General features: G+C 62.2%; 8 protein-coding genes. 7 read left to right on the top strand and 1 reads right to left on the bottom strand.

Annotation, left to right across the window (positions count from 1 at the left end; all coding sequences use genetic code 11):
* The 3 genes from AC1DZ8_RS32610 to AC1DZ8_RS32600 all read left to right on the top strand — a co-directional run.
* A partial coding sequence (locus tag AC1DZ8_RS32610; protein WP_477402347.1) for a beta strand repeat-containing protein occupies positions 1 to 3,549 on the top strand: 3,549 nt, incomplete at its 5' end.
* Between the two features lie 173 nt (positions 3,550 to 3,722).
* A complete protein-coding gene (locus AC1DZ8_RS32605) occupies positions 3,723 to 5,423 on the top strand; it encodes a type I secretion system permease/ATPase (protein ID WP_477402345.1) in 1,701 nt (566 codons plus the stop codon).
* A 19-nt stretch (positions 5,424 to 5,442) separates the two neighbouring features.
* Positions 5,443 to 6,780 carry an HlyD family type I secretion periplasmic adaptor subunit gene (locus AC1DZ8_RS32600; protein WP_477306922.1) on the top strand — a complete coding sequence of 446 codons (1,338 nt, stop codon included), beginning with the start codon at positions 5,443 to 5,445 and terminating at the stop codon, positions 6,778 to 6,780.
* 80 nt (positions 6,781 to 6,860) lie between these two features.
* Here AC1DZ8_RS32600 and AC1DZ8_RS32595 read toward each other — a convergent pair whose 3' ends face one another.
* A complete protein-coding gene (locus AC1DZ8_RS32595; RefSeq protein ID WP_477306920.1) occupies positions 6,861 to 7,769 on the bottom strand; it encodes a LysR substrate-binding domain-containing protein in 909 nt (302 codons plus the stop codon).
* 121 nt (positions 7,770 to 7,890) lie between these two features.
* On the opposite strand from AC1DZ8_RS32595, the gene AC1DZ8_RS32590 reads away from it, so the two are divergent.
* From AC1DZ8_RS32590 to AC1DZ8_RS32575, 4 genes are read left to right on the top strand one after another with little or no spacing between them, the layout of a single operon-like run.
* Entirely contained in the window at positions 7,891 to 8,931 is a 1,041-nt protein-coding gene (locus AC1DZ8_RS32590; protein ID WP_477306918.1) for an aromatic ring-hydroxylating dioxygenase subunit alpha, read from the top strand.
* On the top strand, positions 8,928 to 10,049 hold the full coding sequence (locus tag AC1DZ8_RS32585) for a 2Fe-2S iron-sulfur cluster-binding protein (protein ID WP_477306916.1): 1,122 nt from the start codon (positions 8,928 to 8,930) through the stop codon (positions 10,047 to 10,049). The genes AC1DZ8_RS32590 and AC1DZ8_RS32585 overlap by 4 nt, the downstream gene beginning before the upstream one ends.
* A 44-nt stretch (positions 10,050 to 10,093) precedes the next feature.
* Complete coding sequence (gene hisC / locus AC1DZ8_RS32580; RefSeq protein ID WP_477306914.1) at positions 10,094 to 11,215, top strand: histidinol-phosphate transaminase; 1,122 nt, start codon at positions 10,094 to 10,096, stop codon at positions 11,213 to 11,215.
* Positions 11,212 to 12,708: an FAD-binding oxidoreductase gene (locus AC1DZ8_RS32575; RefSeq protein ID WP_477306912.1), complete on the top strand. Its 1,497-nt coding sequence runs from the start codon at positions 11,212 to 11,214 to the stop codon at positions 12,706 to 12,708. The genes hisC and AC1DZ8_RS32575 overlap by 4 nt, the downstream gene beginning before the upstream one ends.
* Positions 12,709 to 12,771 lie beyond the last annotated feature (63 nt).

Genomic DNA, 12,771 nt, shown 5'->3' with positions numbered 1-12,771 from the left:
GTCACGCCGGTCAACGATGCGCCGGTCATTGATCTGAACGGCGCCGGCGCCGGCAATGACGCGACGGCTTCCTTCACGGAGCAGACGCCGCTGGTGATTACGCCTTCGGCGACGGTGACCGACGTCGACTCGGCGAACCTGACGTCCCTGACGGCGACGCTGACGGCGCGGCCCGATGGCAATGCAGTCGAATCCCTGTCGCTGAACGCCAGCGCCACGGCGGCCGCAGCCGGACTGACGGTGCTCTACACCGCAAGCACCGGCATTCTGTCGATCACAGGCTCGGCCGCGAAGGCGACCTACCAGACGATCCTCGACGGCATCGTCTACAACAACACCAGCGACACGCCGACGACGGTGGCTCGGACGGTCAACGTCGTTGCGAGCGACGGCACCGACAGCAGTGCCTCGCACAGCGTCACGATCAGCGTCACGCCGGTCAACGATGCGCCGGTCATTGATCTGAACGGCGCCGGCGCCGGCAATGACGCGACGGCTTCCTTCACGGAGCAGACGCCGCTGGTGATTACGCCTTCGGCGACGGTGACCGACGTCGACTCGGCGAACCTGACGTCCCTGACGGCGACGCTGACGGCGCGGCCCGATGGCAATGCAGTCGAATCCCTGTCGCTGAACGCCAGCGCCACTGCGGCTGCCGCCGGACTGACGGTGCTCTACACCGCAAGCACCGGCATTCTGTCGATCACAGGGTCGGCCGCTAAGGCGACATACCAGACGATCCTCGACGGCATCGTCTACAACAATACCAGCGACGCGCCGACGACAGCGGCTCGGACGGTCAACGTCGTTGCGAGCGACGGCACAGACAGCAGTGTCTCGCACAGCGTCACGATCAGCATCACGCCAGTCAACGATGCGCCGATCGCTCAGAACGACTCGTATATACTCGACACATCTGGCGGTAATACATTGATTATTGCGACACCGGGAGTGCTCACGAATGACAGCGACGACAACAGCATCACCGCAGTCAAAGATACGAATCCGACTCACGGAACTGTTACACTGAACGCAAATGGGTCGTTTACTTACAACCGAACTGACAGTTTCTTAGGGACTGACTCATTCACTTATCATGCTACGGACGGATCTCTCTCCAGCGCGCCGGTAACGGTGACAATAACGCTTGCGGATAGCATCACCGGACACACGATCAATTTTGCAAACGGCGCCGACAGTGCAAACTTCGCAAATACTACGTTCGATGGAAATACACCCGCCCCGGCAGGTAACTGGTCGGTTCTTATGGGGAATGGTTCAGACACGCTCGTGACTGCATGGAACCACATAAACGGCACCACGAGTTATGATGGCGGCAATGGTTCGGATACCGTAACTTTGGTGTTCTCGGCAAGCCAGCTAGAGGCAATACTTTCGAACGCGACCTTCGAAAGCACGCTACAGACTTACCTCGACGGCTCGCCCTCCGGCACACTCAATCTGACGGCGTCAAGCTGGGGGGCTAGTGTCACCGCCTTTGAGTCCGCTGCCCTTGCGATTGCTCCTGCTTCAGGTGGATTTGTCACCTATTCAGCGATCGCAGCGAACCTGCCCGACCTCCTAGCGGGGGTGACCGGCAATGCCTCGGACAACACACTGGTCGGTACGGCTGTAGGAGAGACAATTTCCGGAAACGATGGAAACGACATTCTCGTTGGCCTCGGTGGTGATGATACGTTGAATGGCGGCAATGGATCCGATTTGCTTCTAGGCGGAAGTGGAGTCGACACGCTGACCGGCGGCGCGGGCGCTGACATCCTGGCCGGCGGGTCGGGCAACGATACATTTAAATACACCCTCGCGACCTCCGCCGAGTCGAGCAACTCATCCTTCGATACGGTAACCGACTTTACGTCAGGATCTGACCACGTACAGCTCACGACGGCTACCGGAATCACCACGGTTCAGGGAGCGTTGGCGACTGGAACAAGTTCCGTTCTGTCGCACCAAACCGCCTGGTTCGTGGACACGGCGAACAACCAGACAATCGTGTTCGCCAATCCGACCGGTGGCGCACTGAACGGCGGCAATGCGGGTCTTATTGAAGTTCATCTCGCTGGAGTGGCTTCGCTTCAGACAAGCGACTTCGTGCTCGGCGGCGCACCTGCCGGTGTGTCCGGACAGGCAATGAATCTCGGGTTGACCGATCCGGCTGCCGATCGAATTGGTGCTGTCTCATTGACAATCGCCGGGGTTCCTGAGGGTTGGAGTTTGAGCGAGGGTATGGACTTAGGCAACGGCACCTGGATATTGCAGGCCGACAACCTCGCCAAGTTGTCGCTCACGTCGCCCGACGGTTACGCAGGTGCCCTCGTGCTCAACATAGCCGAAACCTGGACGAATGCCGACGGAAGCATCGGAAGTGGCTTAATCGCAACCAACGTCGAAGTCTTCGCACCCGGCAATCCCATCTACGCCCTGTCCGCCGAAGACCACCTGACTGGTTCTTTCGATGCCGACCTGTTCGTCTTCGGCGAGCCGATCGCGGCCGACACGCTGCACAATTTCGATGCGGCAGCGGACAGGATCGACCTGATGGGCTTCGACGGGGTCAGCGGCTTCGGCGATCTCACTATCGCCAATGACGGCAGCGGCAACGCCGTGGTCACCGTCGGCTCTGGGGAGACGATCACCGTGCAGGGCGTCTCGGCCTCCGAGCTCGGCGCCGGCAACTTCCTCTTCAACCAGGCGCCGGTCACCCACAACGCCGGCACGATGTCGATCGCCGACGGCGCGATTATGCCGCTCGGCGGGCTGATCGACAACACGGGCACCATCGCGCTCAACGATGCAGGTGCGACTACGCAGCTTGAGGTGATCGCCAACGGCATAACGCTGCACGGCGGCGGACAGATCGTGCTCTCCGACAGCGATGCGAACGTGATCTCCGGCGCGACCGCCGATAACAACTTGACCAATGTCGACAACACCATCTCCGGCGCCGGCCAACTGGGCGGCGGTTCATTGTCCCTCAACAATCAGGGCACGATCATCGCCACCGGCTCGCACGCGCTGGTCATCGACACTGGAGGCAGTGTCGTCGTCAATTCGGGAACGCTGGAGGCAACCGGCTCCGGTGGCTTGACGGTCACTGGCGGGCTGGCGAATTCTGGCATGCTGTGGGCCAATGGCGGCAACATTGCCATCAACGGCCAGGTCACTGGCGACGGCGACGCGACGATCGGCAACCTGTCGAAGCTGGAGTTCGGCGGCGCCTCGTCGACGGACGTCACCTTCGCGCATGATGCGGCCGGCACATTGCAGCTGGACGATTCATTCGACTTCAGCGGAAGCATCGCCGGCATCACCAATGACGACAAGGTGAACCTCGAAGATATCCTGTTCGGCACCGGGACGTCCGCTGCCTATCAGGCGGACCTCGACGGCGCCGGAGGAACGTTGACCGTCACGGACGGCACGCACAACGCCACGCTCCACCTGCTCGGCGTCTACGATGCCCACAGCTTCACGCTTGCCGACGACGGCGCCGGCAGGACGGTGGTGCAAGTGAGCGACTTTGTGATGTGAACCAAAAGGAGAGCCGCGCGGATAGGCGCGGCTCTCCTCATGCTGCCGGTTACTGATTCAGCTTACGAATTAAGGTTTACGGCAGGAAGAGGAAGGGATCACGTGGCCGGTTGGACGATCAGGAGTAGTATCGGTTCCGGGCGTGGACAGGGGGGCGGTTTTCCGCTGGGTAGTTGAGTCTCGACAACAAATCCAAGATTGTGAAGGACGCGCTTCGCGCATGCCGCCGCTATTTTCTCGTTGCGGCGGCATTCAGCCTGGCGATCAATCTGCTCTATCTCGCGTCCCCACTTTACATGCTGCAGATCTACGACCGGGTCGTTACCAGCGGCAGCGAAACCACGCTGGTGATGCTGACCCTTGTGTTGCTGGCGGCCTTCCTTTCGCTGGCCGGCCTCGATCTGGTGCGCGCCTGGGTCCTGACGCGTGCCAGCGCGCGGCTCGACCGGCTGCTGTCGGCAAAGATCCTCGCCGCGTCGGTCGAAACCCCATCGCCCGGCTCCTCGCCGAGCCAGCCTATCCGCGACTTCGACACGTTCAGGCAGGTCATCGCCGGCAGCGGCATCCATGCCCTGTTCGACCTGCCATGGTCGCCCATCTACATCGGCATCATCTTCCTGCTGCATCCGTGGCTCGGCTTCTTCGCGGTGGGCAGCTCGCTGCTCTTGATCGCCATGGCCGTGCTCAACGAGTATCTCGTGCGTTCGCCGCTGAAACAGGCCAACGACCTGGCGACGACCAACTACAACTTTACCGAGATGAGCCTCAGAAACTCGGAAGTCGTTCGCGCCATGGGGATGATCGACGGTCTCATCCGCCGCTGGGGGCGCGACCGTAACCTGGCGCTGCGGCGCCAGGCGGAGGCAAGCGATCGGGCCGCCCTGATGTCCGGCCTGATCCGTTTCCTGCGGCTAACCATGCAGTCGTTGATCCTCGGCCTTGGCGCCTATCTGGTGATCGAGCGGCAGATCACCGGCGGCACCATGTTTGCCGCAAGCCTCTTGCTGGGCCGGGGGCTACAGCCGGTCGAGCAGATCGTCGGCCTTTGGCGCAGCCTGATCCTGGCGCGGGCGGCGTTGGCAAGGGTCGAGAGGCTGGTCGACGGGGGACCGCGGAACGAACGATCATTCAACTTGCCGAAGCCCACCGGCAAGATTTCGGTCGAGCAGGTCAGCTTTGCAATTGCCAGCCAGCAGAAAGTGCTCCTCCGGGACATATCGTTCCGGCTGGAAGCAGGCGAGGCGCTCGGAATCGTTGGCCCTTCCGGCGCCGGCAAATCGACACTGGCACGTCATCTCGCTGGCGTCATGCAACCCAGCCGCGGCACCGTCAGGCTGGATGGCGCCGACCTGTCGCAGTGGGGGCACGACGCGCTAGGCGACCACATCGGCTACCTGCCACAGGACATCGAACTCTTTGCCGATACGGTCGCCGCCAACATCGGTCGATTCAAGACCAATGTCGACCAGGAGGTGATCGAGGCCGCGCGGCTGGCTGGCGTGCACGAGATGATTATCCGCCTGCCGCAGGGTTACGAGACCCAGATCGGCGAAGGCGGCGCAGTCCTGTCAGGGGGATATCGGCAGCGAATTGCCCTTGCCCGAGCGGTTTTCGGCACACCGAACCTGATCATTCTCGACGAGCCTAGTTCCAATCTCGACGCCGATGGCGACCGCGCGCTGAGCGACTGCGCGATTGAGCTCAAGCGCCGCGGCAGCACCGTGATCATCGTCTCGCACCGACCCTCGACCCTGGCGAATGTCGACAAGATCCTTCTGTTGCGCGACGGCGCTGTCGAGGCCTTCGGCATGAGGAACGAGATCGTGGCGCTGCTCAACCAGCGCGCTGCACCAATGGCGGTGGCACCCCAATGAGCTGTGGCCGGAGAGATCGATGAGCGACGTCGCCCTCACCTACCGGAGCCTGCCCGGCGAAACCGATATCCAGGCCCCGGATTCGATCCGCGCACCGACCTATATCGGCCTGCTGATCATCGTTGCCTTTTTCGGCATTTTCGGCGGCTGGGCAGCCTTTGCGCCACTGAACGGCGCCGTGCTCGCCGACGCCATCGTCAAGGTGGAAGGCAATCGGAAGAGCGTACAGCATTTCGACGGCGGTACGGTGAAGGAGATCCGCGTCAAGGATGGCGACGTCGTCAGGAAGGGCGACATCATGCTGAAGCTGGACGACACCAGAATCCGGTCCGAGTTCAATCTCTATGCCCAGCAATATGCGCTCTTGCGCGCAACCGACGCCAGGATCCGGGCCGAACTGGACGGCAGCGTGGCTGTTGCCTTTCCCAAGGACATCCTCAAGGAGCATGAGGACTATCTCAGGGATGCAATGGCAAACCAGATCGCCGATCTGGAAAGCCAGCGCGCCTCGATGGCCGGCGCAACGCAGATCCTCGAGCGGCGCATTGCCGAGCTCGAGGAGCAGATAAAGGGCAAGCAGTCCCGGGTCGAATCCTACCAGGCACAGCTGCAATCGACGATTGACGAGAAGACCAGCCTGTCGAAGCTGCTCAAGGCCGGATTGACGACCCGCCCTCGCATCCTGGAACTGGAACGGTCCGCCTCGGATCTGCAGGGTCTGATCGACGAGAACCTCGGCGCGATTGGCGGCAGCCAACAGAGCAAAGCCGAACTCGAGAGCCAGATCGCGCAATTGACCAACGAGCGCCGAGCCAAGCTGTCGGCCATGCTGATCGATACGCAATCGAACCTTGCTGACCTTGTGCCCAAGATGTTTGCCGCCCAGGCTGCCATGGACCGGGCCGAAGTGCGCGCGCCCTATGATGGCCAGGTGATGGATCTCAGCGTCTTCTCGATCGGTGCGATCGTGGCGCCAGGCCAGACGATCCTCGACATCGTGCCGACGGAGAATTCGCTGATCGTCCAAGCGCAGGTTCGCGTCGAGGACATATCGAACCTGCGACCCGACATGGCCGCCGAAGTTCGTTTCACATCCTACAAGCAGCGTTCGATACCCGTCATTCATGGACGCGTCACCCGCATTTCGGCGGATCGCATTACCGACAGCAAGACCGGGTTTCCCTACTACCTCGCCGACGTGGCTGTCGATCCGGTGGAATTGGCTGCAGCCCCACAGATTGCGCTTTACCCAGGCATGCCGGCGTCAGTCATGATCGTTACGGAGGAACGCACCGCACTCGACTACATTCTAGGCCCGCTGGTTGTGTCGTTCCACTCGGCGTTTCGCCAGAAATAACGGCATCGCCAATCGATTGGCGATGCCGGGTTTTGATGTCAGGCCTGTAATGGGCAAAGGCGGTGCGACGGTGGGTCTGGTTAGGAAACATCCAGCCGCTTGGAGATCGAAACGATCCAGGCACGCAGTTGTGGTCCGAATGGCTTATCCAGAGCGGCGCGGTCCCAGGCAAGAAAATAGGCAGCGGGCAATTGTACGCGCTCGTTGAAGGGTACGATCAGCCGGCCGGATGCAATATCTTCCGCCGCCATCGACAGTTGAGCAAGGACAAACCCCCTTCCATTGATTGCGGCATCAATCGCGGCACTGGACAAGGAGAACGCCACTTCACCGGACGTCCTCCGGTGCGATGCGCCGATAGTCCTGGCCCACTCCGCCCAACTCGGCGGCGATTGATGGTCTCTGGCCCATTCTATGCCGAGCAGGGGAAAATCAAGGATATCCGACGGCCGCTTGACGGGGCGGCTGGCCAGCAATCCTGGCGCACAAGCGGGGACCACCCAGTCCGTGAACAACTCGGTATAGTGGTCGAACTCGTGAACCTTCGTGCCGTATGAGATTCGGAAATCCACCTGTTCGTCATCGAAACGCGGCTCCTGCTCGGCGCCGATCAAACGCACCGTCGCCCCGGCGTGGGCGATCTGCCAATCCAGAAGCTGTGGCGCCAGCCATTTGCTGGCAAGCGAGGGCAGGCAAGAGATGGTGAGCGCGCTTTCCGAACGCGCCCGCTCGACAATGTGCTGCGCGTCGCGAAGCTGTTCGAAGCCCGAGGAAACGGCCGCGTGGTAGGTTCTCCCCCAGGACGTCAGCGCGACACTCCTGCCGCGGCGTTCGAGTAAACTGAGGCCGAGCGCGTCTTCGGCCTTGCGGATCTGCTGGCTGACCGCGCCGACGGAAACCCCAAGCTCTTCGGCGGCGGCGGTAACGCTGCCGCATCGGCCGAAAGCCTCGAACGCCTGTATGGCACGGAGGGGGAGCGCGTTCTTCACCTGGGAACAATCCTGGGGTCGCTTTGTTTTAGCATTTCTAAAATAGAACGCAGATGCAAGCCCTTTGTCGTTCCTGGCCCGAGAGCTATCGATTTGGCAGTCGCAAGCTCGGGAGGACGCCATGTTTCTTCGAAATTGTTGGTACGTAGCGGCGTGGGACGCAGAGGTCGGCGAGGGGCTCAAGCCCGTGCGCATCCTCGGCGAAGACATTGTCCTCTACCGCAAGACGGATGGCGTGGTGGCCGCCCTTGAAGACGCCTGCCCGCATCGCAAGTTGCCGCTGTCGATGGGCCGCATCAAGGGCGACACGGTCGAGTGCGGCTATCATGGGCTGACTTTCGACAGCACTGGAACCTGCACCCGCGTGCCCGGGGCGGAAAAGATACCGCATGTCGCCTGCGTGCGTCCCTATCCGATTGCCGAACGTTACGGGCTGCTGTGGGTCTGGATGGGCGAACAGCAAAAGGCCGATCCCGCACTGATCTTCGAAGTCGACCACTGGGGCGATCCGGCATGGGGCGTCAATCGCGGCGAGTCGATGACGCTCGACTGCAACTATCTCTACATGACCGACAATCTGCTCGACCCCTCGCATGTGTCCTGGGTCCATCAGTCGTCGTTTGGCGGGGTCCAGGCGATGGAAGACGCGCCGCTCGAGACCACCGTCGGTTCGGACGGGGTGACCGTCTGGCGCTGGATGGTGGATGTCGAGCCGGCGCCGTTCTACGCGCCGTTCCTCAAATTTTCAGGCAAGTGCGATCGCAAGCAGCACTACGAAGTGCGCTATCCCAGCAACGCCATCATCAAGGCCATCTTCGTGCCGGCCCGCACTGGCGGCGAAGGCAAGCCGTATCATGAGGATGTTTTCCTCATGGACAGCTACAACTTCATGACGCCCGTCGATGAGAACCAGACGAAATATTACTGGTTCCAGATGCGCAACTTCGCGCCCGACGACCAGGAGGTCTCGCGCCAGTTCGCCACATCCGTGCGCGGTGCATTCGATGAAGACCGCGCTGTCCTCAATGCCGTGCACAAAGGCATGGCCAACAAGCGGACGCCCAATCTCGATCTCAAGATCGATGTTGGCCCGATGCGCTTCCGTCGCAATCTCTCAAAACTCATTGCCGCTGAAAGCCAGCGGCTGGCGGCGGCCGAATGAGCTCACTGTCCGCCCGCGCAAGTTTGGGACGGAGCGGGTTTCGTGACCTGAAAGTGGTCGCGAAGGTGAAGGAGAGCGCGATCATCACATCGTTCCTGCTCGAGCCGGTGCAGGCGCAGGACTGGCGCGCCTACCGACCGGGTCAGTTCCTGGTGTTTCGTATTCCGGTCTCGAAGGAAACGGCGGGCGCAAAGGACCATGTGCTGCGCAACTACAGCGTTTCCGGCGCACCGGGCGTTGCCGGCTCCTATCGCATCAGCGTCAAGCGGGAGGCAGCACCAACACAGGGGCTTCCGGCCGGGGTGAGTTCCTGCTTCCTACATGACGAGGTCGAGGTCGGCGATGTCCTGTCGGCCGAGGGGCCGCGTGGCGATTTCGTTCTCGACACCAGCAGCAATCGGCCCGTTGTCCTGCTCAGCGGTGGCGTCGGTCTGACGCCGATGGTTTCGATGCTGCATGCGCTTGCATCGGCACCCAATCGCCGCGTCGTCTTCATCCACGCCTGTGAGAACGGGGAGGTTCATGCGTTTCGCGAGGAGGTGTCGGCCCTGGCCGCCGCGCGATCCGGGATGGCCGTTCACTTCTGCTATCGCTTCCCGACCGAGCGCGACAGATCGGACCGAAAATTCCACAGCGAGGGCGTGGTCTCGCGCGAAACGCTCCAGCGTCTTTTGCCGCTCGACGATTACGACTTCTATCTGTGCGGCCCGCCGCCTTTCATGCAGGCTGTCTATGCCGCCGTGCGGGGGCTTGGCGTGCCGAAGGCGCGTGTCGCCTACGAGTTTTTCGGCCCGGCCACGGTGCTCGATGTCGTCCCGCCTGCCGTCACCGTCTCACCAAAAGTGGAGACCGTGGTCGACAGCAAAGCCATTGTTGTCGAGTTCCGGAAATCGGGCATCAAGGCTGCATGGGACGGCGTCTCGTCCCTGCTCGAATTTGCTGAAAAGCAAGGCCTGGAACCGGAATTCAGCTGCCGTGCCGGCGTCTGCTCCACATGCAAGTCGCGACTGGTCGACGGCGAGGTCAGCTATTTCGAAGTGCCGCTCGATGACCTTGAGCCGGGCGAAGTGCTGCTGTGCTGCTCCAGGCCGCTCGGCTCTGTCATCGTGGATATCTGATGGATCGCATCCGCCAAAAGAGCGTATCGGGAAGGACGTCTGGATTGGACAATTCGAGCACATCAAAGTCAGCGCTGTCCTTCAATCCGCATATCGCTTCATTGCCGCCCTACAATGCCGGCATGAACATTGCGGTGGCGCGCACGCTCAGCGGGCGTCAGGACATCGCCCGGCTGGCCAGCAACGAGAATCCCGACGGCTGCTCGCCAAAGGTCATGCAGGCGCTGGCATCGCCATCGTTCGAACCATGGCGCTATGCCGACCCGGCCTGCACGGCGTTGCGTGCAGCACTTGGCGATACGGTGGCAATCGACCCTGGTCTGATCGTTGTCGGCAACGGATCGGAGGAAATGATCGCTGCGATCTCGCGCGCCGTCCTTGTGCCTGGGGCTTGCGTTGTCACGACGGTGCCGAGCTTCGGCCTGCACGAGATTGAGCCGCTGGCGGCCGGCGCCAGGGTGATCAAGGTTCCCATGACCGTTGACATGGGCTTTGATCTCGGCGCACTCGAAACCGCAATTGCGACCGGACCGAGGATCGTCTTCCTTTCCTCGCCCTGGAATCCAGTGGGGCCGGGGCTTGACCGTGCCGACTTGCAACGCCTCATCGCGGCGATTCGCCCGGGCACGCTTCTTGTCCTCGACGAAGCCTATTTCGAATTCGCCGATCCGGGCGCGCCCGACGGCATTGCGATGCTTCGAGACAGCGGCATCGACCATGTCGTGTTGCGGACATTTTCGAAAGCCTATGGCCTTGCCGGGCTCCGCGTCGGCTATGCGTTGTGCTCCAGCCTCGAACTCGCCGGTGTCATCGCCGCCGCGAAAACACCGTTCAACGTCAACGGCGCGGCACAGATCGCGGCCATCGCTGCGCTGGCCGACGACGGCTGGATGAAAGCCTCGGCCAATCGTGTGCGAGCAGAGCGGGAGCGTGTCGCCGCGGCACTCGCCAGGCTCGGCCTGCGGGTTGCGCCATCGCAGACCAATTTCCTGTTCTTCGATTGCAACGGCGACAGCGCGCGCCTGGCGGCCTCGCTGCTCGGGCAGGGGATCATCGTCAAGGCGTGGCGCGAGAGCGGCTATGAACGCTATCTGCGTGTGACGATCGGCTCGCCCGCCGACAATGACCGTTTTGTCGCGGCGCTTCGGGGGCTCGCAGGCCAATGAAATCCGCCGCTGTTGCACATGAGGACAAACGCATCGGCATGCCGGTGCCGCTGCCGGTCGTTGAAAGCCTTCGCAGCATCGTCGGCAACGCGAATGTGCGTGTGGCCGACATCGTCGGGACGGCCGACCGGGACGCGGCCATCCTTGTGCTGCCGGCGTCGACGCAAGAGGTCGCCGCGCTCGTTCGCGTCTGCGGTCAATACGACATCCCGGTGGTGCCGCTCGGCGGCGGGACGGGCCTTGTCGGCGGAAGCGTTTCGCATGCCGGTGAGATCGTCCTGTCCCTGGCACGCATGAACCGGATCGAGCGGCTCGACCCGGTCGAGCGCACCGCAACCGTCGGTGCCGGCGTCACCCTGGAAGACTTGCAGACCGCAGCCAGGCCCAATGGTCTGGAGCCGGGCATCGATCTTGCCGCGCGCGGCACGGCGACGATCGGCGGCATGGTGTCCACCAACGCCGGTGGTGTGATGGCGTTTCGCAACGGCGTCATGCGCCATCGGGTCCTCGGTCTCGAGGCGGTTATGGCGGATGGCTCCGTCTATAGCGATCTTACCCGGGTGGTGAAGAATTCCGCCGGCTATGACCTCAAGCATCTTTTCATCGGCGCCGAAGGAACGCTTGGCATCGTCACGCGCGTGGTCGTCAAGCTCGACCCGTCGCCCAAGGCAACCGCTACCGCGCTTTTCGGGCTGCCTTCCGTCGAGGCGGCTCTGGAAACCATCCGCATGGCGTTTGACTGCAATGTCGGGCATTTGCGCGCCGCCGAGGCGATGTGGAATTCCTATTTCAGCCTCGCCGCCAAGGCGCATGGCTGGTCTGAACCGGGCGTCGCGCCCGATCAGCCGATCTTCCTGTTGCTGTCGCTCGGCGGCACCCGCGAAGAGGCGCTTCATGAGGATTTCGAGCGGCTCTTTTCCGAGACCATCGAGCTTTTCCCGGAGGCGACAGGCATCATCGCCAGCTCGCGACGGCAGGAAGACGAGCTGTGGCGGCTGCGCGAGGACAGCAGCGTCCTCTACCGCGCCCATCCGAACGCACCGTCGTTCGATGTATCGGTGCCGCTGTCGGAAATTCCGGCCTATCTCGATCGGGCCATCACTGGCCTTGCCGCGATCGAACCCGATCTCACCCCGTATGTTTTCGGGCATCTCGCCGATGGCAATCTGCACATCATCCTGAACCGCCGCGGGCCGCTTCCTCAGCACATGGCAGCTGCGGTCGAGCGTGTTCTCTATGATGGCCTGCGCGCGCTTGGCGGCTCCTTTTCCGCCGAGCACGGCATCGGTTCCAAGCGCATCCATTCGCTGCTGGCAACGGCCGATGAGACCAAGCTCGCCACGATGGAACGGGTCAAGAAGGCGCTGGACGGCCAGTCGCTGATGAACCCCGACAAGGTGCTGCCCGGTCGTGGCTGGGTTGTCCCTTCGTCCAATCCGCCCGCGTCCGATGAGCGCCGATCGCAACGCCAAGATGAGAACGCCGATGAATAGCCCCATCGCGAAATTGCATGGACCGGACAAATCGGCCGACACTGTCGTTCGTGCACAAGAACC

It is taken from the genome of Mesorhizobium sp. P2_F7, from assembly GCF_056403695.1.
This window is presented reverse-complemented; position numbering and strand designations above follow the sequence as displayed.

What these genes read in the sequence shown, in the direction of transcription:
- AC1DZ8_RS32585 (WP_477306916.1), top strand. Translation starts at nt 8,928, where the DNA reads ATGAGCTCACTGTCCGCCCGCGCAAGTTTGGGACGGAGCGGGTTTCGT.
- AC1DZ8_RS32590 (WP_477306918.1), top strand. Translation starts at nt 7,891, where the DNA reads ATGTTTCTTCGAAATTGTTGGTACGTAGCGGCGTGGGACGCAGAGGTC.
- AC1DZ8_RS32575 (WP_477306912.1), top strand. Translation starts at nt 11,212, where the DNA reads ATGAAATCCGCCGCTGTTGCACATGAGGACAAACGCATCGGCATGCCG.
- AC1DZ8_RS32600 (WP_477306922.1), top strand. Translation starts at nt 5,443, where the DNA reads ATGAGCGACGTCGCCCTCACCTACCGGAGCCTGCCCGGCGAAACCGAT.